The organism is Campylobacter sp. RM19073 (assembly GCF_024723495.1).
Taxonomy (GTDB): Bacteria; Campylobacterota; Campylobacteria; order Campylobacterales; family Campylobacteraceae; genus Campylobacter; species Campylobacter porcelli.
Genome location: NZ_JANQCT010000007.1, coordinates 25553 through 51075 on the forward strand (window position 1 = coordinate 25553; position 25523 = coordinate 51075).

24 protein-coding genes are annotated in these 25523 nt (G+C 34.2%); 20 read left to right on the plus strand and 4 right to left on the minus strand.

Features of this window, described 5'->3' with window-relative positions:
* The 4 genes from CSUIS19073_RS03970 (at position 1) to CSUIS19073_RS03985 (ending at position 3282) form a co-directional block, all read left to right on the plus strand.
* Positions 1 to 486 (plus strand): hypothetical protein, encoded by a 486-nt coding sequence (locus CSUIS19073_RS03970; RefSeq protein WP_086236840.1) that lies wholly within the window; start codon positions 1 to 3, stop codon positions 484 to 486.
* Complete coding sequence (gene serA / locus CSUIS19073_RS03975; RefSeq protein WP_086236839.1) at positions 483 to 2066, plus strand: phosphoglycerate dehydrogenase; 1584 nt, start codon at positions 483 to 485, stop codon at positions 2064 to 2066. Before CSUIS19073_RS03970 ends, serA begins: the two co-directional genes overlap by 4 nt.
* A gap of 11 nt (positions 2067 to 2077) precedes the next feature.
* Complete coding sequence (efp, locus tag CSUIS19073_RS03980) at positions 2078 to 2647, plus strand: elongation factor P (protein WP_086236838.1); 570 nt, start codon at positions 2078 to 2080, stop codon at positions 2645 to 2647.
* Between the two features lie 80 nt (positions 2648 to 2727).
* Positions 2728 to 3282, plus strand: a complete 555-nt coding sequence (locus CSUIS19073_RS03985; protein ID WP_086236837.1) for an SCO family protein — start codon at positions 2728 to 2730, stop codon at positions 3280 to 3282.
* On the opposite strand, the gene CSUIS19073_RS03990 is transcribed toward CSUIS19073_RS03985, so the two are convergent.
* Complete coding sequence (locus tag CSUIS19073_RS03990) at positions 3272 to 4378, minus strand: FtsW/RodA/SpoVE family cell cycle protein (protein WP_086236836.1); 1107 nt, start codon at positions 4376 to 4378, stop codon at positions 3272 to 3274. The genes CSUIS19073_RS03985 and CSUIS19073_RS03990 overlap by 11 nt on opposite strands.
* 53 nt (positions 4379 to 4431) lie before the next feature.
* Here CSUIS19073_RS03990 and CSUIS19073_RS03995 point away from each other — a divergent pair, with 53 nt between their 5' ends.
* From CSUIS19073_RS03995 to mnmC, 13 genes are all read left to right on the plus strand, one after another.
* The gene (locus CSUIS19073_RS03995; protein ID WP_086242138.1) at positions 4432 to 5406 is read left to right on the plus strand and encodes an RluA family pseudouridine synthase; all 975 of its coding nucleotides are present in this window, start codon (positions 4432 to 4434) and stop codon (positions 5404 to 5406) included.
* A complete protein-coding gene (locus CSUIS19073_RS04000; protein WP_086236835.1) occupies positions 5342 to 6553 on the plus strand; it encodes a fibronectin type III domain-containing protein in 1212 nt (403 codons plus the stop codon). The genes CSUIS19073_RS03995 and CSUIS19073_RS04000 overlap by 65 nt, the downstream gene beginning before the upstream one ends.
* Entirely contained in the window at positions 6553 to 7728 is a 1176-nt protein-coding gene (gene trmB / locus CSUIS19073_RS04005; protein ID WP_086236834.1) for a tRNA (guanosine(46)-N7)-methyltransferase TrmB, read from the plus strand. Before CSUIS19073_RS04000 ends, trmB begins: the two co-directional genes overlap by 1 nt.
* Positions 7713 to 8384 (plus strand): cell division ATP-binding protein FtsE, encoded by a 672-nt coding sequence (locus CSUIS19073_RS04010; RefSeq protein ID WP_086236833.1) that lies wholly within the window; start codon positions 7713 to 7715, stop codon positions 8382 to 8384. The genes trmB and CSUIS19073_RS04010 overlap by 16 nt, the downstream gene beginning before the upstream one ends.
* A complete protein-coding gene (locus CSUIS19073_RS04015; RefSeq protein WP_180379361.1) occupies positions 8371 to 9180 on the plus strand; it encodes an FtsX-like permease family protein in 810 nt (269 codons plus the stop codon). Before CSUIS19073_RS04010 ends, CSUIS19073_RS04015 begins: the two co-directional genes overlap by 14 nt.
* A complete protein-coding gene (locus CSUIS19073_RS04020) occupies positions 9180 to 10376 on the plus strand; it encodes a murein hydrolase activator EnvC family protein (RefSeq protein WP_180379360.1) in 1197 nt (398 codons plus the stop codon). The genes CSUIS19073_RS04015 and CSUIS19073_RS04020 overlap by 1 nt, the downstream gene beginning before the upstream one ends.
* A 78-nt stretch (positions 10377 to 10454) precedes the next feature.
* The gene (gene pyrH, locus CSUIS19073_RS04025; RefSeq protein ID WP_086236832.1) at positions 10455 to 11174 is read left to right on the plus strand and encodes a UMP kinase; all 720 of its coding nucleotides are present in this window, start codon (positions 10455 to 10457) and stop codon (positions 11172 to 11174) included.
* Between the two features lie 12 nt (positions 11175 to 11186).
* The gene (locus CSUIS19073_RS04030; protein ID WP_086236831.1) at positions 11187 to 11405 is read left to right on the plus strand and encodes a DNA-directed RNA polymerase subunit omega; all 219 of its coding nucleotides are present in this window, start codon (positions 11187 to 11189) and stop codon (positions 11403 to 11405) included.
* A complete protein-coding gene (locus CSUIS19073_RS04035) occupies positions 11389 to 13578 on the plus strand; it encodes a RelA/SpoT family protein (RefSeq protein WP_086236830.1) in 2190 nt (729 codons plus the stop codon). Before CSUIS19073_RS04030 ends, CSUIS19073_RS04035 begins: the two co-directional genes overlap by 17 nt.
* 5 nt (positions 13579 to 13583) lie before the next feature.
* Complete coding sequence (gene tyrS, locus CSUIS19073_RS04040) at positions 13584 to 14789, plus strand: tyrosine--tRNA ligase (RefSeq protein WP_236845261.1); 1206 nt, start codon at positions 13584 to 13586, stop codon at positions 14787 to 14789.
* On the plus strand, positions 14789 to 15901 hold the full coding sequence (locus CSUIS19073_RS04045) for a nitronate monooxygenase (RefSeq protein ID WP_086236828.1): 1113 nt from the start codon (positions 14789 to 14791) through the stop codon (positions 15899 to 15901). Before tyrS ends, CSUIS19073_RS04045 begins: the two co-directional genes overlap by 1 nt.
* Positions 15885 to 17357, plus strand: coding sequence for an N-acetylmuramoyl-L-alanine amidase family protein (locus CSUIS19073_RS04050; protein WP_086242136.1), 1473 nt, complete (start codon positions 15885 to 15887; stop codon positions 17355 to 17357). The genes CSUIS19073_RS04045 and CSUIS19073_RS04050 overlap by 17 nt, the downstream gene beginning before the upstream one ends.
* Positions 17354 to 19210, plus strand: coding sequence for a bifunctional tRNA (5-methylaminomethyl-2-thiouridine)(34)-methyltransferase MnmD/FAD-dependent 5-carboxymethylaminomethyl-2-thiouridine(34) oxidoreductase MnmC (gene mnmC, locus CSUIS19073_RS04055; protein ID WP_086236826.1), 1857 nt, complete (start codon positions 17354 to 17356; stop codon positions 19208 to 19210). The genes CSUIS19073_RS04050 and mnmC overlap by 4 nt, the downstream gene beginning before the upstream one ends.
* 102 nt (positions 19211 to 19312) lie before the next feature.
* Here the strand turns inward: mnmC and CSUIS19073_RS04060 are convergent, their stop codons facing one another.
* On the minus strand, positions 19313 to 20359 hold the full coding sequence (locus CSUIS19073_RS04060; RefSeq protein WP_086236825.1) for a dehypoxanthine futalosine cyclase: 1047 nt from the start codon (positions 20357 to 20359) through the stop codon (positions 19313 to 19315).
* 110 nt (positions 20360 to 20469) lie between these two features.
* On the opposite strand from CSUIS19073_RS04060, the gene CSUIS19073_RS04065 reads away from it, so the two are divergent.
* Complete coding sequence (locus CSUIS19073_RS04065; protein ID WP_086236824.1) at positions 20470 to 21666, plus strand: MFS transporter; 1197 nt, start codon at positions 20470 to 20472, stop codon at positions 21664 to 21666.
* Here CSUIS19073_RS04065 and CSUIS19073_RS04070 read toward each other — a convergent pair.
* Both CSUIS19073_RS04070 and CSUIS19073_RS04075 read right to left on the minus strand, forming a co-directional pair.
* Positions 21651 to 22448, minus strand: coding sequence for a CheR family methyltransferase (locus tag CSUIS19073_RS04070; protein ID WP_086236823.1), 798 nt, complete (start codon positions 22446 to 22448; stop codon positions 21651 to 21653). The two genes, CSUIS19073_RS04065 and CSUIS19073_RS04070, sit on opposite strands and share 16 nt — an antisense overlap.
* Complete coding sequence (locus tag CSUIS19073_RS04075) at positions 22445 to 23008, minus strand: CheB methylesterase domain-containing protein (RefSeq protein ID WP_086236822.1); 564 nt, start codon at positions 23006 to 23008, stop codon at positions 22445 to 22447. Before CSUIS19073_RS04075 ends, CSUIS19073_RS04070 begins: the two co-directional genes overlap by 4 nt.
* A gap of 121 nt (positions 23009 to 23129) precedes the next feature.
* Between CSUIS19073_RS04075 and CSUIS19073_RS04080 the strand changes: the two genes are divergently transcribed.
* Positions 23130 to 24968 (plus strand): flagellar assembly protein A, encoded by a 1839-nt coding sequence (locus tag CSUIS19073_RS04080; RefSeq protein WP_086236821.1) that lies wholly within the window; start codon positions 23130 to 23132, stop codon positions 24966 to 24968.
* Positions 24965 to 25516: a Holliday junction branch migration protein RuvA gene (ruvA, locus tag CSUIS19073_RS04085; RefSeq protein WP_086236820.1), complete on the plus strand. Its 552-nt coding sequence runs from the start codon at positions 24965 to 24967 to the stop codon at positions 25514 to 25516. The genes CSUIS19073_RS04080 and ruvA overlap by 4 nt, the downstream gene beginning before the upstream one ends.
* Positions 25517 to 25523 lie beyond the last annotated feature (7 nt).

The window sequence follows — 25523 nt, forward strand, 5'->3', positions numbered from 1 at the left end:
ATGAAAACTAACAGCCTTTATCTTATTTTAGCTGTTATATTTGTAGTAGTTTTTGGTGGATTGATAGCCTTGTTTGCTTATGCAAATTCGGGGCTATCCTCTCCTTTAGCGACAGCTACTAGTAGTGATATAAATTTAGAGTATAACTATCAAAAATCAGGTAATTGGCTAGAGAAGATTGCAGAGTTTAAAAATAATAACTCTGTATTGCCTACAAATTTAATGATAATTAAGATAGATGATAAGAAGATTGCTGATAATAAGCCTACTAAGCAATATATATTAATTATCAATAGATGTGATTTTTATTCTATGTTTTGTATAAATAGAGTTTTTAAAGATTTTAATCTAAATTTCACAATTGTAAAAGATGGTGATATGGCTAATATTTATATACAAACAGATGATAAAGATATGGTTTTAAATGCAGTTAATGGACTCAAAAAATACAATATTCATACAACTTTAAAGGAAATTAACCTATGAAAACAGTTATAGTATGCGATGCTATTCATCCAGTTGGTTTTGAAATTTTAAATGCTCAAAAAGATATCAAAGTTATAGATGCTGTAGATACACCAAAAGATAAGCTTTTAGAGATTTTAGGCGAAGCTGATGTGGCGATTACTCGTAGCTCTACTGATTGTGGTGAGAAATTTATAAATGCAGCTACAAAATTAAAAGCCTTAGTTCGTGCTGGTGTAGGTGTGGATAATGTGGATATAGATGGCTTTTCTAAAAAGGGCATTATAGTTATGAATGTACCAACTGCAAATACAATTGCGGCTGTTGAAATGACTATGTGCCATCTGTTAAATAGTGCTAGAAATTATATTAATTCAGTAAATGACTTGCAGCAAAATCGTGTTTGGAAGCGTGAAAAATGGTATGGTAATGAGCTTTATGGCAAGACTTTAGGCGTAATTGGTTTTGGTAATATCGGCTCAAGAGTAGCATATAGAAGTCTTGCTTTTGGTATGAAGGTTATAGCCTATGATCCATATATCGATCCTAGCAAGGCTACAGATATGGGGGCTACATATACTACGAATTTTGATGATATTTTGGGTTGTGATTTCATCACTATTCACACACCAAAAAATAAAGAGACTACAAATATGGTAGATGAAGAGCAGATTGCTAAGATGAAAGATGGAGTAAGGCTTATCAATTGCGCTCGTGGTGGCTTATATAATGAAGAGGCTCTTTATAAGAATTTAAAAAGTGGTAAAATAACATATGCTGGTATCGATGTGTTTGTTAAAGAGCCTGGCAATGACCATCAGCTACTAGAGCTTAGCAATGTAAGTGCTACTCCGCACCTAGGTGCTAACACATATGAATCACAAAAAAATATCGCCATTGATGCAGCAGAGCAGGCTATTAGCGCAGCAAGGGGTATTTGCTATCCAAATGCTCTAAATTTACCTATTAAAGTAGAGGATTTACCTTTGTTTGTGGCTCCTTATACAGAGCTTTTACCTAAGATGGCATATTTTGCCTCTCAGCTTAGCGGTAAAAAGCAGATTAAAGCTATTAGATTGGAGCTTGAAGGAGAGGTATCAGATTACGCTGAAGCTATGCTATCTTTTGGCATCGCTGGTGCTTTAAAAGATGTTTTAGGTGATACTATAAATTATGAAAACGCCACGCTAAAAGCAGCTGAAAAGGGTATTGAAGTATCTACTAATGTAGTGCCAACAAGTGGATATAAGAGCAAATTAACAATCAAGCTAATCACAGATGAGGACTCTGTGAGCGTAGGTGGCACTGTTTTTAGCGAAACAGAGCAAAGAATAGTAAGCGTAAATGGCTTTAAGACTGATTTTAAGCCAAAAGGTAGAATGATAGTATTTAAAAATCGTGATATACCAGGCGTTATTAGCGATATTAGCGGAATTCTAGCAAAAGCTAAGATTAATATTGCTGATTTTAGATTAGGTAGAGATAATGATGGCTTTGCCCTAGCTGTTATATTAGTAGATGAGGATATTAACAAAGATATACTAGACCAGCTAAATGCACTTGATGCGTGTGTGTGGGCTAGATATGCAGTATTAATTTAAAAGGAGAAAATATGGCAACATACTCTATGGGAGATTTAAAAAAGGGTTTAAAAATCGAAATTGATGGCAAACCTTATAAAATTGTCGAGTATCAACATGTAAAACCTGGCAAGGGTGCGGCATTTGTGCGTGTAAAAATCAAATCATTTGTCGATGGTAAGGTATTAGAAAAAACCTTCCACGCAGGCGATAAGTGTGAGGCTCCAAATTTAGTAGAAAAAGAGATGCAATATCTATATGATGATGGCGAATACTCTCAATTTATGGATGTTGAGTCATATGAGCAAGTAGCCATTGCTGATGAGGAGATAGGTGAAGCTAAAAAATGGATGATAGATGGAATGATGGTTCAAATCCTATTTCACAATGGCAAGGCAATTGGCGTAGAGGTGCCACAAGTTGTGGAGTTAAAAATAGTTGAAACTCAGCCAAATTTCAAAGGCGACACTCAAGGTAGCAATAAAAAACCAGCAACTCTAGAGAGCGGTGCTGTAGTTCAGATACCATTTCATGTGCTTGAGGGCGAGGTAATTCGTGTAGATACTGTGCGTGGCGAGTATATAGAAAGAGCAAATAAATAATCCCCCCCCCCCACTTTTTTAATCCTTGCAAATTTAATCTTTGCAAGGAAATTTTGATTAAGCAAATTTTAGGAGCACTTATGAAAAGATTGGCGTATGCTATTTTGTTAATTGCGTTGGCGCTTGGTGCGTATATTTTGGTAGATAATAGACTAAAAATTGCCAAATATAATTTTGACGCAAATAGCACGCTTGGAGCTGTGAATATAACAAGCTTTAAAGATGAATATAAAATTTTATATTTTGGCTATACATTCTGCCCTGATATTTGCCCTTCTACCCTTACTATTCTATCATCAGTAATCGATGAAATGGGGTTAAATGATAGGATTAAAGTTCTGTTTGTTACACTAGATTTACAAAGAGATAGCGAAAAGGAGTGCGATGAATTTGCTAAATATTTTTATTCAAATTCAGTATGTTTAAAGATGAAAGATGATGAGTTAAAAAGGGTAGTAGAGAATTATAACGCTAGATATAAGATTGTAAATTTACAAAATTCAGCTATGGATTATAGCGTGGCTCATAGCTCTTCACTCTATCTATTTCACAAAGATGGAAAATTTTATAAAGAGATCTCAAATTTAACCAAAGATGAGATAAGAAAAGAGATTTTGGGATTGACTAAAAATTAATCTTAACAAATCTATTTGTTTTATCAAATCTAAATGTTAATAGATTTTGCAAAATTCCAAAAAGACACATAAATGTGATAAAGCTACTTCCGCCATAGCTATAAAATGGAAGTGGAATCCCTACAACAGGCGCAAAACCTATAGTCATAAAGATATTGATACTAACATATATAAATATCAAAAGCGCCACAGCACTTACTGCGACTTTGATGAAATATTCATCTTTAAGCTTGTAATTTAAGCTCAAAAGATGGACAATCAAAAACCCATATAGCATAATAAGCCCAGCACCACCGATAAATCCATATCTCTCAACCGTATAAGCAAATATGAAATCGCTTGTAGCAATTGGTAGGAATTTAAATTTAGTTTGAGTTGCTTCATCTACGCTTTTACCAGTTATTCCGCCATTTCCGATTGCGATAATGCTCTGTCTTACTTGATAACTTGGTTTTTCGCTTATGAAATCAGCTATTCTCTTTTTTTGATAATCGTGTAAATTTTCGTATAATATTGGCGAACAAATCCCGATTAAAAGGGCTATGCTAATCCAAATTTTGCGATTTACTCCGATTATAAATAGCACTCCATATCCAGTGATTAATAGCATAAGTGCCGTGCCTAAATCTGGCTCTTTTAATATTAAAACAAATGGAAGCAGTATGTAAAAGCTAATTTTGATAAATTGCTTAAGATTATAGCCTTCATCATCTGGTGGAGTTTTTTTGATGATATAAGCAAGCATTAAGACAAAAGCAGGTTTCATAATCTCGCTTGGCTGGATTGTAAAGTTGATAAATGGAATTTCAATCCACCTTTGTGCTCCAAGCTTGCTAACGCCGACCAATTCTACGCTTAGTAGCAAAATTATATTTATCCAATATACGCTAGGGATGAGCCACTCAAGTTTGCGAATTGGTAATAAAAAAAATAGCAAAAACGCCCCAAAGCCAATTATCAAATATGCCACCATCTTAGCTGAGAGCATATCGCTAGCTTCGTTTATTAGGCTATATGAAAGAAATATGATTGGCAAAATAAGTGCTGGTTGAACATAGTCAAAATGTGTTAAGATTCTCTTATCTAATAGTATCAAAATTCAAACCTAAGCAAAATTTGGCTAAAATTCTAGCCAAAAAAGGGTTAATATTGACTGAATTTATATCTACAAATATCGCAAGGCTAGACCAAGAGCTGACATCTCATCTTAATATTTCACGAAATCAAGTGATAAATTTAATCAAAAGCGCAAATGTAAGCGTAAATGATAAGGTGGTAAAAAAAGCTGGATTTAATCTAAATTTAGGCGATAAAATCACGATAAATCAAGCTAAAATCACTCAAATTCAAAGCGAATTTAAAGCTGAGTTTGATATAGAAATCATATATGAAGATGATGATATTTTGGTAATTAATAAGCCAATTAATATCACAGTCCATCCAGCTCCAAGCGTCAAAGAAGCCACGCTTGTAGAGTGGCTAAAGCAAAATGGCTACACGCTTTCAAATTTAGCCTCTCAAGAGCGTGCTGGAATAGTCCATAGGCTAGATAAAGGCACTAGCGGAGTGATGGTAGTGGCTAAAAATAATGAATCTCACGCAAATTTAAGCTCTCAATTAAGCAGTAGAGATATGGGTAGAATTTATTTAGCACTTTGTGATTTGCCTCTTAAGGAAAATTGTATTATAAATAGACCAATTGGTAGGCATATGCAAAATAGATTAAAAAATGCCGTAATAAGTGGTGCAAAGCCTTCTAAATCAGCATTTGCTAATATTTTAACAAGCGAAAATAAGATGGTAAATTTGATCGCTGCGAAGCTATTTACTGGGCGAACTCATCAGATTAGGGTGCATTTAGCAAGTATAAATCGTCATATTTTAGGAGATGATTTATATGGTTTTAAGAGCAATAATGATAAAATAGGCAGAATTTTTTTACACGCATATATTTTGAGATTAATTCATCCTAGAAGTGGTCAAATTATGGAATTTAAAGCCCCTTTGCCTAATGAATTTTATGAGCGTATTGGTAAGGAATTTAATAAGGAGATAGTAGATGAGAGTATTGGTGTTTTGTGTGATGTTTTTAGGGATATTTCTTGCTGGGTGTGTTACGAATAAAGCAACGCAGATAGATCCGAATTTGCCTATAGTAAATGAGCTAAAAACTATTAGCGATATGACTGAGATTGCTTTTGAGTGGCCATTGATGGCTGATGCAAATATCAGCGGATACTACCTATATCGCTCAAATCCAAATGATAATAATCAACTAAATGTAATAGCTAAGCTTGATGATAAATTCACCACCCATTATGTAGATAGTGCGTTAGCTCCATCAACTGAGTATCTATATGAGCTTAGGACATATAATGAGCTAGGCAATATCTCAGCACAAGGACAAAGAATCAGTGCTACAACTCAGCCTCTTATTGAGTCAGTTACATTTATTCAAGCTCTTTATGGTTTGCCAAATAAGATAAAAGTTTTATGGCGCCCCCATCCAGACCTTAGGGTGGCTTCATATATATTAGAAAAAAGCTCACTATCTAGTGATAGTTGGCACGAAGTAGCTCGTATAAATGGCAGGTTAAATGTAGAATATATAGATAATAGTGTTGAGCCAGGGCAGAATTATAGATATAGAATTTCAGTCAAAACCTATAGCGGTATCATATCAGCTCCTAGTAAGGTAGTAGATGCACAGACAAAGGCGTTACCAAATATGGTTATGAATTTAAGTGCTAGTGTGAATTTACCTAAAAAAATTATTTTGACTTGGGATCCAAATTCAAATGATGATTTTAATCACTATGCTATTTACCGTGCTACAAATGATATATTTCCTATGACAAAGGTTGCTACCACTTTAGATACGGCATATGAGGATTTGATTAATGATAATGGGGTGAATTATTATTATAAGGTTACAGCTGTAGATAGTGATGGCTTAGAAAGCCCACGCCAAAATAACGCAGTAGTCGGCTCAACTCTTCCAGCCCCTAAAGAGCCGCTATTTAGCTCAGCTGGATTTAATGGCTCATCTGTGGAGCTTAGCTGGAATCAAGGTAGTGATTTAAGAGCTGTAAAATACAAAATTACAAAATCAAGCAGTGAAGGCGAGAATATAATTTATGATATAAATTCTCAAACTTATAGCGATTTTGAAGTTAGAAGAGGCGTAGAATATACATATAAAATTCAAGCCATAGATGAGTTTGGCTTAGAGTCTAAATATAGTCAAAAAGCAGTGGTGATAACTAAATAATGCCAAATTTTTTAGCTAAGAATTTAAAAGATATTAAACTTCCAGTATCATTGGATGGGGTGGAGTTTATCTGGGAGGCTATAAATGGCGATGAGAAGTTAGTATATACTAAAGCTTTAGATTGTGAATTTTGCCTTGTGGTAAAAAATAGCGGCGACAAATATGTAATTAAGTGCGATAAACTCTCAAGACCAGCCAATCTTAAGGCTATACAAAAGGCATTAATAGCATATAAAGATCTATTTGCTACTGATGTTATTAGTCAGGCTATAGCATTAAAAGAGTCTAAAAATAGCAGTTATAATCAGTATATAATAAGCAGCGATGAGCTTTTAAGCAGATTAGATGGTTGTGAGTATAAGAGTATTTTTGTAGAGATTGGATTTGGTAGTGGTAGGCATCTACTATATCAAGCTAAAGAGAACCCAAATACACTAATAATAGGTATAGAGGTGTATAAACCAGCTTGTATGCAAGTAGAAAATTTAGCTAGAATTAATGGGTTAAATAATATTTTATTACTAAATTTAGATGCTAGACTTGTGATGAGCTTATTAAAATCAAATAGCATTGATAGGCTATTTTTACACTTTCCAGTGCCATGGACAAAGAGTAAGATGAGACGAGTAGTAAGCGAACAATTTGCTATGGAGACTAAGCGTATATTAAAAGATGGTGGCAAATTTGAGCTAAGAAGTGATGATAGAGAGTATAGTGATTATACCATTAGTTGCTTTATGGATTTACAAATTTCAAATATACAGATATATAAAAATAGATTTTTAGAAATATCAAGCAAATATGAAGATAGATGGATAAGGCAAAATAAGGATATTTATGATGTGATCTACTCATTTTATGGTAGTAGTGATGAGCTAAATTTGGAGTGTGAATTTGAGTTTGATAGGCCAAATTTGGAGCAGATAAAATCAAATTTTACCAATAAAACTATCAAAAATAGCGATCATTTTATACATTTAGAGCGAATTTATACGCTTTGTGATGGATCTATTTTATTAAGGGTGGCATTTGGCTCATTTTATAGACCCGAGCATAGATATTTAATAATAACAAAAGATAGTATCTCATATCTATTTAAAAAGCCATTACTAACCATAGAAAATATCAAAGCTCATAAGAATTTAGAGGATATGCTAAGATGCGTCACATTGTAGAAGCTAGAGATTTGGTTTTAGAGTATGATAAAAGCTTTAAGGTTATAAATGGTGCTAGTTTTAATATAAATGTAAATGATTTTGTGTTTATAACTGGTAAAAGTGGTAGTGGCAAATCCACCTTAATCCGCTCAATGTATGGGGATATGAATATTAGTGGGGGTAGCTTAAATGTCTGTTTGAGTGAGCTAAAGGGTATTAGTAGATCTGCTTTAGCACTTCTTCGCCAAAGGGTTGGGATAATATTTCAAGATTTTAGACTTATAAATGAGTGGAATGTAGAGCGAAATGTGATGCTACCGCTAATAATCAAAGGCTACAATCAAAGCGTGTGTAAAAAACAGGCTGCAAAGCTATTAAATCATGTAAATTTACTTCATAAAGCTGATAAATTTCCACTTGAGCTAAGCGGTGGAGAACAGCAAAGAGTAGCGATGGCAAGAGCCTTAGCACACAATCCTCAACTTCTTTTATGCGATGAGCCTACTGGGAGCTTGGATGAGTATTCAAGCGATGTTATCTGGTCGCTCCTTCGCTCAGCAAAAGAGGGGCTTGGGACTTGCGTGGTGGTTGTTACACATAAGATCCCTTCAGGCTTAAGAATGCACTATCGCCATTTTGAGCTATCTAATGGAGAGATAAATGAGATCATTTAAGAGTCATATTAGCGTTATTTTCCCACTTCTTATCTTGCTTTTTGCTATTGAATTTAGCTTAATGCTTGGTAAATTTGTGAGTGATTATGAGCTAAAAATGGCAAATGATTATAATATAGTAGTTGTATCAGAAGTGGAGTTAAATGATAATATGCTAATTCCGGTTATACCGACATTTGCTTCACTTTCTACGCTTGATGCGAATTTGGTTTTAAATCGTCTTAAAAATGATATATCAGCTAAAAATATATCCGTATTAAAGAGCGTTTTACCAAGATTTTACTCCCTTAAATTGACTAAATTTCCATCTAAGGAAACTATGATGGATATAAAGACAAATTTAGTTAAAATCCAAGGCATAAAGCGAGTAGAGACATTTTCTAAAACGCACGATCAAGTCTATAATATGCTAATTTTATCTAAAAGCCTAGCTGGGTATTTTGCTATTTTGGTTGGGCTTTTGGGGCTTGTTTTGGTATTTAAGCAGATGAGAATTTGGCTTTATGAGCATCGTAGGAGAGTTGAGATTATGACGCTTTTTGGTGCGCCATATTGGCTAAAATCAGCTATGCTTTACAAACTTGCAATTGTAGATAGCATTATAGCCACTACTCTTGTTGTGATCTTTTATGCTATTTTTCCAGCACTTCCAAGCTTTAAAAGTGCGATTTTTGCCATTGGATTTGACCAGCCAAATTTAGATTTGCTAAGTGATGCGGCAATTTTATTTGGTGCATCAGTTGTGGTTTCTATTGTTGCAGTTAGCTTGGTTATGATGTTTTCAAGGCGTAGATAATGCGATTTTTACTACTTATTGCTCTATTTTTTAATGCTATTTTTGCCTCAAATGTCTCACAAAAGATTAAAGATCAAAAAGATAGCATAAGCTCAGCTAAAAAATTAGAAAATCAGATAAATAAAAAACTAGAAGAGTTAGCTATCGATATTATCGCTGGTAATAAGGCTGTAGAGAATACCGCTAAGCAAATTAGTGAGCTATCGCAGCAAGTTAAAGCCTTAGAAGATAGTGCTCATAGTGCAAATATCGAGCTTGATAAGCTTACAAGCCAAAATGGGGAGCTTATTAAGAGTCAAAAAGATATGGAGCTTAGGATGGTAAAGATTATTAGCGAGGATTTTGCTTATGATCTTGTCGTGCCAAATGATTATTCAGAGAGCCAAGATAGCATTATCGCTACTGAAATTTTGCTAAATTTAAATAGCGTGATGAGTAGTGAGTTTAAAAAATTAGCTCAAGATTACGAAGAGACAACTAATCTTATAAAATCACAATCAAAAAAGATAGAATCTATAAAATTTGACCTTAGAGAATTTCGCCAAAAACAAGCTTCGCTCAAATCCTTGCAAAATAAGCAAAAAAGAGAGTTAGAGATTTTAAATCAAGATAAAAATATCTACTCTAAGAAGTTAAATGATATTAAAAAGCAACAAGATGAGATGAGAAAGACGCTTGAGAATTTACAAATTTTAGCCGCAAAACCAAAAGAGGAGCCTAAAAAACAAGCCAAAGAGCAAACTACAGCTAAAAGCGATGATGTCAGAATGATAGGCTCAAGCTATCAAGCTGGAAATGTAAAGAGATATAATGGGGCTAAAACTATTGCGCCTTTGGATAAATTTAGCGTTAAACAGAAATTTGGCGATTATATAGATCCAGTTTATAATATTAAAATTTTTAATGAATCTGTTGTATTACGCTCAGCTACTACTGATGCTAGGGTTAAAAATGTATTAGCTGGGACTATAGTTTTTGCTAAGCAAACACCTGTGCTTGATAAGGTTGTAATAGTAGAAAATGGTAATGGAATTCATACTATTTACGCACATCTTGATAAGATCGCTCCTACGATTAAGGTAGGTCAAAAGGTCAAAAAAGGCTATGTAATTGGACGAGTTAAGCAAGATTTGACATTTGAAGTAACACAGAAAAATTATCACATAAATCCGCTAGAGCTGATCGCTATGAATTGATGGATTTAAATTTGATTATTAATTAATGCGTTTTTTAATTTGTTTTAGATATAATTGCCAAATTTTATGGAGATAGCAATGAGTAAGAATAAGCGAATTTTAGTTAAATTTTCTGGGGAAGCACTAGCTGGCGGTAATGGATTTGGGATTGATTCTCATATTTTAAGATATATTGCTGGGGAGATTAAGTCGCTAGTTAATAATGGCATCGAAGTTGGCATTGTAATTGGTGGTGGCAATATAATTCGTGGTGTGAGTGCTGCTGAGGGCGGTATCATTAAAAGAACTAGTGGCGATCATATGGGTATGCTAGCTACTGTGATTAATGCTATTGCTATGCGTGAAGCTTTGGAGCACTCTGGGCTTGATGTAAGAGTCCAAAGTGCAATTAAGATGGAGGCTATTTGTGAGACATTTATTACAGGTAGGGCTCAAAGACATTTGGAGAAAAAAAGGGTTGTGATATTTGCTGCTGGGACGGGAAATCCATTTTTTACTACTGATACTGCTGCGACTTTAAGAGCAATTGAGATAAATGCAGATATGATTATCAAAGCTACAAAGGTAAATGGCGTATATGATAAGGATCCGATGAAATTTAATGACGCAAAACTTCTAAATGAGCTAAGTTATGAAAGAGCTATGGAGGATAATATCAAGGTTATGGATGATACTGCTATTGCTTTAGCTAAGGATAACTCTTTACCAATTATAGTTTGTAATATGTTTGAAGATGGTAATTTATTGAAAATTGCAAACGGAGATTATACTAACTGCTCGATAGTTAAGAATTTATAAGAAAGGAAGATAATGAGAATAGAAGAGATAGCGGCTAAGGCTTTAGAAGCTGTGGGCGATGATAGATATAAATTAGCACTTTTAGTGGCTAAAAGAGCTGAAGCTTTAGCAAATGGGGCGCAAATTTTAGTAGATATAAACACACAAAAGATGAAATATACTGATATTGCGCTTTTAGAGATAGCTTATGGTAAAATTGCTTTAGAGGGAATAGTTGAATCAAATAGATAGCGAGCAGCTCTTAGAGCAGCTTATTGATGATGTTGTCTGTGCTAAAAGCATAGAATCGGCAAAAGATGTTTTATACTCTGTGGCTAAGCCAACTGGAATGCTTTTAAAGGCTGTTGATTACTGCGTTAGATTGCATGATGGGCAGTTTAGAAAAAGTGGTGAGCCATACTCCATTCATCCTATTTTGGTATGTTCATTTGTAGCACATATGGGTGGCGATGAGAGTATGCTTATTGCCGCTTTACTCCATGATGTGGTAGAGGATACTGAATGCACTGAAGAGGAGTTGCAATTTGAGTTTGGTGAAGAGGTTGCGGTGCTTGTGCGTGGTCTTACGAAGATTGTGGCAATTAGAGAAAATGAGCTTATTAGCTCTAGTTCTAATGAGAAGTTAGCAGCTTCAGCTTTGACATTTAGAAAGATGCTTTTAGTATCTATAGAAGATGTTAGGGTTTTGATTATCAAGCTTTGTGATAGATTACACAATATGCTAACTTTGGATGTATTAAGACCAGAAAAGCAAAAGAGAATTTCAGAAGAGACCTTGGTGGTGTATGCGCCAATTGCTCATAGACTCGGTATATCATCTATTAAGAATATATTAGAGGATTTAAGCTTTAAATATGTTATGCCTAAAGAGTATGCCGGGATAGAGTCATATATAAATGAGCATAAGCAACAACTTCAATTAAAGATAAATTCATTTAGCCAAAAGGTTAGCGAAAAGCTTTTGGCAAATGGCTTTTCTGAAGATAGCTTTGTTGTGCAAAAGAGAATTAAGCACTACTACTCAATATATCTTAAAATGCAACGAAAAGGGATAAGCTTAGAAGAGGTTTTGGATCTTTTAGCCGTTAGAATTTTAGTCCATAATCCAAAGGATTGCTATTTAGCACTTGGGATTATACATATGAATTTTAATCCATTAATATCAAGATTTAAAGATTATATCGCCTTGCCAAAGCAAAATGGATATCAAACTATCCACACAACGATCTTTGATGATAAATCTATTATAGAAGCTCAAATTCGCTCATTTGACATGCATAAAACCGCAGAGTATGGGGTGGCGGCTCATTGGAAGTATAAAAGCGGTGGCTTGGTATCGCCTAAGCTTGATTGGCTAAGTGACATTAAAGCTCAAGAGAGCGATGATAAGAGCATTGAGGATCTATATGAGTATGCTAAGGATAGCTTATATGTAGAAGATATCGCTGTATATTCTCCAAAAGGTGGGATTTTCACACTTCCTAGGGGTGCTACGGCTTTGGATTATGCGTATGAAATTCACTCCGAAGTTGGTTTGCATGCTAAAGAAGCTTATATAAATAGGATAAAAGTCCCTTTATTAACCGAGTTAAAAAATGGAGATATAGTCCGCATTGTCACAGGAGATGAGGCCAAATATCGTTGTAGTTGGCTTGATAGTGTTAAGACTGGGAAGGCTAGGGCGACTATTAGAAGTTTTTGTCGCCAAAAGTTGCGTGATATAAACTATCAAGTATCGATTGATATATTATCTGCTATATTTAATGTTAGCAATGATAGAATTTTAGATTGGTTAGAAAAAGAAGGATTAAGTAAGAAGATTTCTAAGATTGCTACAGATTCTGTATATCTAAAAGAGGTTGTTCAAATTCTAGATACGCACTCTAAAAAAGATAAGCTATTTTCTCTTAAATTTGGTGATAAACACGAGATTAAAAAGCAGAAATTTGACAATATAGTGGTATATTCAAATTTCGCTATTAAGAGTGTGGATTTTGATTATTGTTGTAATCCAAAACGGGGCGATGATATTATAGGATTTAGAAATGGTAGTAATGTTACAGTTCATCACAAGCTATGTGAAAGAGCTGCTAAGTTGATGAGTGATAAAGAGGAGATGATCTTTGTCAAATGGACAAGAAATGCTCCACATAGATATAAGGTTATTTTAAGCATTGAAAATAAAAGGGGAAGTTTGGCTGAATTTTTAACCTATTTGGCTAAGCTAAATGTCGATTTGGTTACTATTACGCTTAGTGAAAGTGATGATTTGATAGCGGCTGATTATTTTGATGTGGTAATAGAGCTTAGTGATAATTTAGATAGTTCAGTGATTAAAGATAAGCTAAAAGATCGCTATAAGATAGCTGAATTTAGCTCACTAAGTGATGCATATAAAAATTAAGGAAGATTATGATAGCTAAAATTATGAGTGAAATTAGGCGTGGAACTGCTGAGATAATTGATTATGAGCGTATTGAGAAATTAGTCAAAAATTACTATGAAAATGGCAAAAATTTCTATATCAAAGCTGGATTTGACCCTACAGCTCCAGATCTTCACTTAGGTCATACAGTGGTGCTAAATAAGATGAGATTGCTCCAAGAGCACGGCGGTATCGTGCAGTTTTTGATAGGGGATTTTACTGCTAAAATTGGAGATCCAACTGGCAAGAGTGCTACTAGAAAGATTTTAAGCGATGAGGTTATAGCTCAAAATGCTAAAACCTATAAAGAGCAGGTATTTAAAATTTTAGATGAGAATAAGACTGAAGTTATGTTTAATTCAGCTTGGCTAAATAATCTTGGAGCTGATGGATTGATCGCACTTGCTAGCACATTTAATGTAGCTAGAATGCTTGAGCGTGATGATTTTACTAAACGATATAAGGCTGAGACTCCAATTGCTATTAGCGAGTTTTTGTATCCATTATTACAAGGATATGATAGCGTAGCGATGAAGTGCGATATAGAGATGGGTGGAACGGATCAAAAATTTAATCTCTTAATGGGTAGAACTCTTGGTAGAACATATAATATCGGCAAAGAGCAAGCTATCATTATGATGCCACTTCTTGTGGGTCTTGATGGGGTTAATAAGATGAGTAAGAGTCTTGGTAATTATATTGGTGTTACTGAGTTGGCCAATGATATTTTTGCCAAAACTTTAAGCATTAGCGATGATCTTATGTGGGTTTGGTATGAGCTACTTAGTAGTTTAAGTATCGATGAGATTGATAAGCTTAAAAGTGATGTAAAAAGTGGAGCTTTACACCCTAAGGTTGCTAAGGAGAATTTAGCTCTAGAGTTAGCAGCTAGATTTAACACTAAAGAAGCAGCTATGGAAGCTATGAAGGAGTTTAATAGAGTTTATGCTAAGGGCGAATTGCCAAGCGATATGGCTAAATTTGAGATTAATGCTGATGATGTTTGGATAGTAGAAGCACTTAGTTTATGTAAGTTAGTTGGGTCAAATTCAGATGCTCGTCGCCACATTAAGGCAAATGCTGTAAGCATCAATCAAGCTAAGATTAGCGATGAACAGCTTAGACTTTCTAAGGGTGAGTATGTATTACAAGTTGGTAAAAAAGCTTATGCTAGATTAGAGGTAAAATAATGGAATTAAAGAGTTTAAAGATTGGAAAATATGTAATCAAATATCCCATAATTCAAGGTGGTATGGGTCTTGGTATAAGCTGGAATAAATTAGCTGGTAATGTAAGCTTAAATGGCGGTTTGGGCGTTATAAGCTCTGTTGGTACTGGGTATTATGAGCATAGGGCCCATATCACCAAAGAGTTAAATTCAAAGCCATATGATAGTGTGAATTTCTACTCTAGAGAGGGGTTTAAAGCTATAATCGATAACGCTCGTAAAATTTGTGGCGATAGACCGCTAGCGGCAAATATAATGTGTGCTAGTAATGATTATGCTAGGATTGTAAAAGATGCTTGTGAGCATGGTATAAATATCATAATTTCAGGGGCTGGACTTCCTACAAATTTACCTGAGCTTACTAAGGGGTTTGCTGATGTAGCTTTGGTGCCAATTATAAGCTCTGCTAAAGCTCTAAAAATAATTTGTAAAAGGTGGTATGATCGCTATAATAGACTACCTGATGCGGTTGTGCTAGAAGGGCCACTTAGTGGGGGACATCAAGGTTTTACATATGAGCAGTGCCTAGATCCAAATTATCAGCTTGAGAATTTGATTAAGCCAGTAGTTGATGAGGCAACTAGATGGGCTGATATAAAAAAAGAGCAAATTCCGGTAGTAGCAGCTGGTGGGATCTGGGATCATGATGATATTGCTAAGGTTATTAATCTTGGAGCAAGTGGCGTTCAGATGGGAACTAGATTTATAGGAACCTATGAGTGTGATGCTGCGGATGGATTTAAAGAGGTATTACTCGCTGCTAAAAAAGAGGATATTAGGCTTATTAAAAGCCCAGTTGGATACCCAGCTCGTGGAATTCAGACAAATTTGCTTGATTTAGTAGATAAAAAAGCTGGACCAAAAATCCAATGTATAAGCAACTGCGTAGCCCCATGTCAAAGAGGCAAAGAGGCTAAGCAAGTTGGATATTGTATCGCTGATAGGCTATATGACGCAGTAAGCGGTAATAAGGAGACTGGGCTATTTTTCAGCGGGGCAAATGGGTATAGACTAAATGAGATAATTAGCGTTAAAGAGCTTATAAAAAAGTTGGTTTATGGGGAAAATAGTTAAGCTTTTATTACCATTTATTCTTGTTGTTTTTGCCTTTGGTGGTGTGTTTGATGATTTTGATAATAAATTTACTAAGGCAAATAAACAAGATAGAGTTCAAATTTACCACGAGCTAAAGGGCGTATATCTTAATTCTATATTAAATGATAATGACAAATTAAAATTAGAGAGCTTAAAAAGATTAGTTAGTGGCGGGAAGATTCTTAAGGTAGATTATAGCGTTTATGCTAAGGAGCTAAGTAGCATACAAGCCCAAAATACCGCAATCAAAGATAGTCTAAAGCCAAAAATCGCCACTAAAAATAGCATTAAAGAGAGCAAGAATAATCAAAAAAATAAAAGCGGTGATATAACCTATAAAGTCCTATCTATATCATCTTCTAAAACCACTTTTATTTTGAATTTAAATAGTAATAGTAGTGATTTAAATATCAAATCATCACAGCTTAATCAGAATAAAACATATCGCAAAATATTTGATTTTAATGGAGTATTAACTACAAGTTATAAGAATAAAAAGGATCAAATCTCAGATCAAATCAGAATAGCTCAGTTTAATAAAGAGATAGTTAGAGTTGTTTTTACTGATGATAAATCGCAAGATATTGAGTATAAATTAAGCGGTAATAGCGTTATTTTTACTATAAAATCAGCTAAAAATTCAAACTCCAATATAAAAGTAACTACACCAAAAACCACCACCACAAAAAAATCTACACAAAAAAGCGATAACGCTCAAAAAGCTACCGCACAACCCATAAAGACAAATTCAGGTAAAAATAAGATTGTAGTTTTAGATGCTGGACATGGCGGTAAGGACGCTGGAGCTGTAGGTAAAAATAAATTATATGAGAAAAATGTTGTTTTAAATATAGCCTTAGAGGCTGGAAGGATCTTAAAAAATCGTGGTTATAAGGTGTATTATACAAGAAGTAGCGATAAATTTATAAATCTTAGAAATCGCACAAGCTTTGCTAATGAGAAAAAAGCTGATATATTCATCTCAATCCACGCAAATGCCGCCCCAAATGAGAAAAAAGCTAAAGAGATGCAAGGCATTGAGACCTATTTTTTAAGTCCAACTAGAAGTGAGCGAAGCATGCAAGCTGCAAATTTAGAGAATAAAGCTGATACCGATGAGATGAACTATTTTACCAAAATTAGTTATCTAAATTTTTTAAACCGAGAGAAGATTATCGCTTCTAATAAGCTTGCTATTGATGTTCAATCCAATCTCTTAGGTGCGGTCAAATCTAAATTTAAAGTAGTAGATGGCGGGGTAAGAGAGGCGCCATTTTGGGTTTTGGTGGGGGCTTTGATGCCTGCTGTATTGATAGAAGCTGGATATATAACCCATACAAATGACCATAAATTGCTATCAGATAAAAACTACACTAACAAAATTGCTCTTGGGATAGCAAATGGAATTGATGATTATTTTGCGAAAAATCAATGATTGAGTATATTAATAATACGCTTTATAGCTCTAAATTTGATGATATATACTTTAATACTTATGAGCCACTTAAGGAGTGCAAATACGCTTATAGTAGCGCTTTGGAGCAGATAGATAATGATGAAATAGTAGTAGCTGAGGCTGGATTTGGCACGGGGCTAAATCTCTTTTGTACTATTGAAAAATTCAAAACCCTAAACAAAAAAAGCCTTCACTATATCGCAGTTGAGAAGTATCCATTTAGCAAGGATGAGCTAACTACTATCTATAGAGAGCTTGGGCTTGGTGGCGATATTTATGATGAGTTTTTAGATAGTTATTATATTATTAAAAATTCGCTTTTGCGTATATATTTGCTAAATTCAACCATTATTGTTGATCTATATTTTGGCGATATTTTGGAGTTTTTAGATGAGTGCGAGTTTAGGGCTGATATTTGGTATTTAGATGGATTTGCTCCAAGTAAAAATCCGCAAATGTGGAGCGAAGAGTTTTTATCAAATTTAGCCGCTTACTCTAGTGAAAATGCGGTTATTAGAAGCTTTAGCTGCGCTAGAGTGGTGCGTGATAGACTTAGTCAAAATGGATTTGAAGTTAGCAAGATTAAGGGCTATCATAAAAAGCGAGAGATGCTACAAGCCATTTGTGTAACGCCAAAGAGTAGGGTTAAAAAGGAAATTTGGTTTGAGCCGCCAAAGATAGCTAAGCCAAAAAGCGTTTTGGTAGTTGGTGCTGGTATTGCTGGATTATCCATCGCTACGCTATTTAGCAAAGCTGGATTTGATGTCATTGTGGCTGAGAGTGCTAGTAGCTCAGCTCAAGGTGCTAGCTCAAATTTAGCTGGTGTTTGTGCGCCACTGATTACTCAGCCTGGAGTGATTTTAGGTGATATGCATATTAGCTCATTTTTATTATCAAGGCAGTTTTATAAGAGATTTGGTGGTGAATTTGTAGATTTTTGCGGTTGTGATGAGTATTTGATAAGTGATAAAATGGCGGCTAAATTTAACCATAAAAGCGAGTTTTTTACCATTTTTAATGATATATATCCTAGGGCAAATATCGATCTTGCTATGCAAATTATGCCTAAAAATCTTTCTCAAAGCCTAGCTAGCAAGCTAAATATTTGCTATGGCTATGAGTATAAATCCCTTAAATATCAAAATGGTAGCTATGAGGTTGAATTTAATAATTTAAATATTATTAAAGCGGATTTAGTGATTTTTGCTAATGGTAATAGGGCAAGGGAGCTTTTTTTAGGTGAGTTTAATGACCCATATATGCAACTTAGCAGTGTTCGAGGGCAGACTACATTAGTTAGTGAGTTTATCAAGCTTGATAGACCACTTAGTGCTAGAGGGTATATAACCAAAGCAGTAGATAAAATCCAGCTAATTGGTGCTAGCTATGCTAGAGGCGATGAGTATGCCTTGCCTAGAAGTAGCGATGATGATGGGAATTTGGCTTTAGTGAGTGAATTTATCGATAGAAAAGATATAGATATAATTGGCTCAAATGTTGGATTTAGAGGCTATAGTGGCGATAGATTTCCTATAATTGGCGGAGTTCATAATGCGAGTAGATATATGCAAATTTATAGCTCACTTCTATGGACAAAGGGCAAACTAACCCATCAAGATCCGATCTATCACCCAAATATTTTAATCAGTGCAGCTCATGGCTCAAGGGGGCTTAGCACGGCAATTATGGGTGCTAATATCTTGCTTGATATGGTTTTGGGGCGTCAAATTTGTGTTAAAAAATCGATATTACACGCCTTAAATCCATCGAGATTTCTAGTAAGAAAGCTAAAAAAAGGCTTAGTAAAACCAGCTGAAATTTCTACTAATTAGATAGGATTAGTAATTAATCTCTATTTTAATTTCATTTTGATAACCTAAAATGGTGGAAATCCACATAAATTTTAAGGGATTTGTGGCGATGAGAGCCACAAATTAAAATCTTTGTAAAATATCGTAATTTGTATTTCGTTTAGCTGGGAATTCGCCTATATCTTTGATTAGCTCTATCATTTGATCTTGGCTCATTCTATAGCTTGCACCGGCGGCTTTGACTACATTTTCTTCCATCATAGTGCTACCTAGGTCATTAGCACCAAATTTAAGCGCTAATTGTCCTATATATGAGCCTTGGGTTACCCAGCTACTTTGGATATTAGCAAAATTATCTAAAAATAGCCTTGATACTGCTAGTAGTCTTAAATATCTATTTGGAGATTGCTTTTTGATATTTGGTATCTCTTGGATTAGTTTTGTATTAGCTGATTGAAAACTCCATAAAATAAAAGCTCTAAATCCGCTAGTTTCATCTTGGAGATTGCGAATTTTATCTAAATGCTCTACTATCTCCTCATCGCTCTCAACTGTGCCAAACATCATTGTAGCCGTGCTTTTTACCCCAATTTTATGAGCCTCTTTATGTACCTCTAGCCAAGTATCGCTAGAGCACTTCTTAGGTGAGATTATATCGCGAACTCTATCGCTTAATATCTCAGCTCCAGCACCAGGAATGCTATATAATCCAGCATTTTTAAGTCTTGATAAGACTTCGCTAATTGAAATTTTAGAAACTCTAGCTATATAGTCTATCTCCACAGCAGAAAAGCCGTGAATATCGATATTTGGGTATTTTGTGGCGATATGAGAGACTAATTTTTCATACCAATCGATTTTGAGTTTTGGATGGACGCCACCTTGGAAGAGAATTTGCGTCCCGCCAATCTCTATTAGCTCATCAATCTTCTTATCAATCTCATCAAAGCTAAGCAAGTAAGCCTCATCTTCATTAACATGCTTATAAAACGCACAAAATTTACAATCCACCCAGCAAGTATTGGTATAATTAATATTTCTATCTACTATAAAAGTTGTGATTTTATCAGGATGAAGCTCTAATTTTTTAGCGCTTGCCATCTCTCCAAGCTCTCTTAAATCTCCATTTTTGATAAGGTTTAAAGCCTCATCAACGCTTAATCTACTCACGAAAATTCCTTAAATTTTTAGGCGATATTGTATCAAAAAGTGGCAAAATTCAAGCTTATTTATATAAATTTAGCTATAATTTTGGCTTTAAATTTAGCATTAGGTTAGTTGTGAAAAAGTATTACGCATTGCTTTGTTATAAGCCAAATTTGAGAATTTTAAGCTCTATACAATTTATATGTTATTTTGGAATGTGGTTTTCTCATACTGGGATTTTTACCCTTTTGATACAGATGTCAGCTCCTGTGTGGGCTATTACCTTAGCTGCTGCGATGGCCTTTATCCCAAATGTGCTTTTAGCCCCTATAAATGGCGTGATTGTAGATAGATTTAACCCTAAAAATTTAATGATGATAATGCTATTAATAGAGACTATTACCGTTTTTATGCTACTTTTTATAGATGATATTTCTTTGCTTTGGTTGCTTTTTATAATTATTTTTGTGCGTATGGGGGTAGGGGTTGTATATTTTCAAACTGAGATGAGTCTGCTGCCAAATTTAATGAGTAGGAAAAATCTAAAATTAGCAAATGAAATTCACTCCATCATCTGGGCTGTCTCATATACTGCTGGAATGGGGTTAGCTGGGATTTTTATCCACTATTTTGGGATTAAGGCGTCATTTTTGTTTGATTTTGGGCTATATATCTTTGGTATGCTGATTTTAACTCGTTTAAAAGCACCACAAATCATAAAAACCACCACTCAAAATATCCTAAAAATGATGATTGAGGGGTTAAGGTATATTAGATCAAATCCAGTTTTAATACATATAATATTGCTACACTCATTTGTAGGGGTTACGGCCTATGATAATTTAATCGCCCTTATGGCAAAATACGAGTATAAGGAGATTATGAGCATATCATTGATAATTGGATTTATGAATATGACAAGGGCGGTTTCTTTGGTTGTTGGTCCTATGGTTTTGAGCAAATTTACAAATGACAAAACGCTCATATGGCTATTTATTGGTGAATTTTTGGGGATTGGGCTGTGGGCTATTTTGCAGTTTAATTACTATTTGGGGCTTATAGGGCTTGTGGCGGCTGGATTTTGTACCTCTACTTTGTGGTCATATACATTTACAATGTTACAAAATAATTGCGATAAGAGATTTTATGGTAGGGTTATAGCTTATAAAGATATGGTGTATTATTTTATATCTGCTACCATATCTTTTGTGGTTGGACTTTTATATGAAAGTGGTGTGAGTCTAGCTATGATTACATTTTTGATGGCGATGATATTTTTGTTTGGGGCATTTTACTACCTTTATGTATATAGACACTATACTCTTTCATAATATGTACTAGATAGATCAACTACTTTATTATATAGATCGCAATAAGGTACCAAATCAGCATTACCAAAGTAAATTCTACCATATGGCTTTAGGATTTTAGCAAATCTCTCTATAGTTAAAAGTCGATAATTCTCATCAAAGTATATCATCATATTTCTAGATAAAATCACATCAAATTGCCCAAGAGAAAATAGAGAATCATCAAATATATTAATGGTTTTAAACTCTATCATCGGCATTAGATCTTGTTTGATTTGATACTCATTTTCATATTTTTTGAAGTATATCTCTTTTTGCGATTGCCTTAAATTTTTAACAGATCGCTCATTATACACGCCCTCTTTACATTTTTGGATCATTTGCGAGTTGATATCTATCCCGATAATTTTTAATTTATACCTATCTATTCCTATAATTTTAGATAAAATTCCAAGAGAATAGACCTCTTCACCGCTACTACATGGAGCACATAAAATTTTAACGCTATTTGTGCCGATACTAATGTTATTAGCATATTGAATGGCAGAGTTTAGCTGATTTAACTCACGCATAAAATATGTCTCATTTATTGTAATTAAATTTAAAATTTCCTGTCTTAAAGCTCTATCAAATTGAAATTTGCTACATATATCTTTCATACTATCTATATTTTTATTTTTAGCAAAACTAGCTATTTTATTTTTAACTATATCTTTTTTGCTTATTAGGTCATTTCCGCTAAATCTTTTAGCTAGTTCAATAAATTCTAAAATATCATTACTGCTACACTCAAATTCTCTCATACAATAAACCTTTGTAAATTTGTTTTAATCATATCTAAATTGCCAATTTCTAATTTTGGATTTATATCTTTAGCTCTTTTTGGCATTCCATAGACTATGGCTGATTGTTCGTTTTCTGCTATGCATTTAGCTCCAGCTTTATATAATTCATTTAATCCACTAGCTCCATCATCGCCTATACCAGTAAGCAAAATTCCCATCACATCAACGATCCTACATAGTGGTACAGCGGAGTTAAATAGCATATTTACATTTGGGTTATATGTGGTTGTAACTCCGCTTTGATCTATATTTGCCGTTAAAAGCTGATGATTTAGCATTATGCTATTTTGCTCACAAATATAAATTTTATTTTGTAATGTTATTTTATTATTTAGTAGCTCTACGCCTGATTTTAACTCTTGAGCCAACCCATTAGCAAATGAACCAACAAAATTTTTATTCATATGTTGAGCTATAACTACAGAGACATTTGATGGTAAGCTTATACCAGATAGCAACTTCTTTAAATGACCAGGACCACCAGTAGAAGCACCGATTAAGATTAGCTTTTGTTTCAAATTTTGCTCCAAAAATTAGATTGTGCGAAGTATAATATAATTAGGCTTAAAAGCCGTTTTATCTTTTTTAGATATAATTTTGCGATTAAGTTTATTTTAAAATCTGTAAGAAGGTTTATAGATGGTAGAAGACAGCAAAAATCCATATCAAGATATTGATGCGGTTTCTAAGAGTATGGGGGTACCGCCAGAGTATTTGGATTTTGATATTTTAGAGATATTTACTAGTTATAAAAATAATCAACAAGCCGAGTTTGCTCTAGCAGAAGATGTGTCTATTTTTGATGATGATGAGTTTTTCTTAGATGAGAATTTATCCATCATGCAAAGTTATAAGGTTAAATTTTATGATACTAGAGAAGATATTAGACCACACCTTCCAAAGATCACTCTAGGAGCAAATAAATACTCCACAAAGGTAGTAGCAACGATAAAAGAAGATACCTCAGTTAAATATACTCCGACATTTGAAAAAGAGCTGATAAATACAATTTATAAAAAAATGCTTAAGGCTGGATTTTTAATCGATTTAAGATGTAAAGATTTTAAAAAGAGAGTATCTAGGCTAACCTCAATTTTAAGAATAAATGAGATGATAGAAAAATCAGAGACTATTGTTGTAGCTACTGGCATTGATCCAGTGCTATCTATGGATGGTAAATTGCTAGTTTATTATAAAAATAATAATGATGATAGCAATAATGATGATAAAAAAAAGGGTAGAAGAGATATTGATAGGGGATTTTTAAGTGGTGTTATAGAGGGTGATTTGATAATGGAGTATATTAAGCCTACTATTGGCTCTTGTGGGCGTAGCTTAAAAGGGGATATTATCCCAGTAGAAGCTCCTAAAAACACTGAAGAGAATCAAATAATAGTAAGTCAAAATATCAAAGCAGAAGAGAGCGAAGATCATATCAAATATATAGCTCTTAAAAGTGGCTATGTAATTGAAGAGGGTAATAAATATGATATAAAAGAGGAGATAGATGTAGGGTCTGTAAATTTAAAATCTACTGGCTCGATTACTACAAGCTTGGATTCTGATGTTAGGATAAATATTAAAGAGAGTGATTATTTAAGCGATGCTATTGGTAGTGGTATGAAGGTTGAAACTAGCGAGGTTAGAGCTATTGGTAATGTCGCTAAAGATGCAGTAATCAAAGCTAAAAGCGTAGTAATAGAGGGTAATACTCACGCCCAATCAAAAATCTATACACAAGATGCGAATATATCATTACATATGGGTTATTTGGAGTGCGATGAAGCTCATATAGATAGATTAGAAGGTGGTAAGATAAAGGCGAAAAAGGCGTATATAGGTTGTGTTTTAGGTGGCGATATAGAAGCTGATGAGATATATATAAAAACTCTTCACTCAAATTCAGTTATAAGAGCTTCAACCTTAATAAGCATAGATGAGCTAAAGGGCGATAATAATAGATTAATAGTAGATGTAAGTAGTATATTAGATCAAAATGGCGAAGTAACCAAACATCATAAAAAAATCCAAGCCTTAGAAGATGAGCTAAAGGTATTGCCAAAAGATCTAGAGTATAAAAAGAATGTTATAGAGAGTAATAAAAACTCTATAAATATGATAAAAAATAGATTATTAGAGATGAGACAAGAGGGTATTACCCCACCAGCTGCGTTTTTAAATAAATTAAAAGATTTCCAAGGATTAGTAGCTGATTATAATCAAATTTTAAAACGCATAAATTCAAAACAGATAGAGTTAGCTACCTTAAAAGATGAGTTAATTAGTATGGAGAGTATAATCTTTGATGCTAAAATCATAAATAGAGATCGCTGGACTGAGCTAAATGAGATTAAATTTAAATTAATCGAGCCGCCAATTGATATATCATATAGCACTAAAGAGAATGAGATAGCAAGGGTTATGACGCTAAAGGCTGGTATAAATGGATATGAGATAAAAAGGTCAAATGAGCTATGATAAGGGCAATTGAGGGATTAATAACTAAAAAGGAGCCAACAAATATACACATTAAGTGTAGCGGTATCACATACGCAGTAAATATATCGCTATTTACTAGCACTTCATTAAATAAAGGCGATAATGTCGAGTTGCTTATCACCCAAATTATTAGAGAAGATGCGAATTTGCTATATGGATTTTTAAATGAGAGTGAGCAAAGGATTTTTGAATTGCTTTTAAAGGTTAATGGCATTGGGGCTTCTACGGCTATGGCGGTTTGCTCATCTCTAAGCCCAGAGGAGTTTAGCTCAGCTATTATAAATGGTGATGATGGAGTGCTAAAGCGTGTCCCAGGAATAGGCCCAAAGAGTGCTAGAACTCTAATAGCTCAGCTAAGCGATGCTAAATTAGGCGATATAAGTGGCTCAAATAGCATTAGCGCTGAAGCCTTTATGGCACTTGAGAGCTTAGGCTTTAAACGAGATAAAATAAGTGCGGCTCTATCTAAATGCACCAGTAGCGATACGCCATCTTTGATTAAAGAGGCGCTTAAAATATTATCTTAAAGGTTGG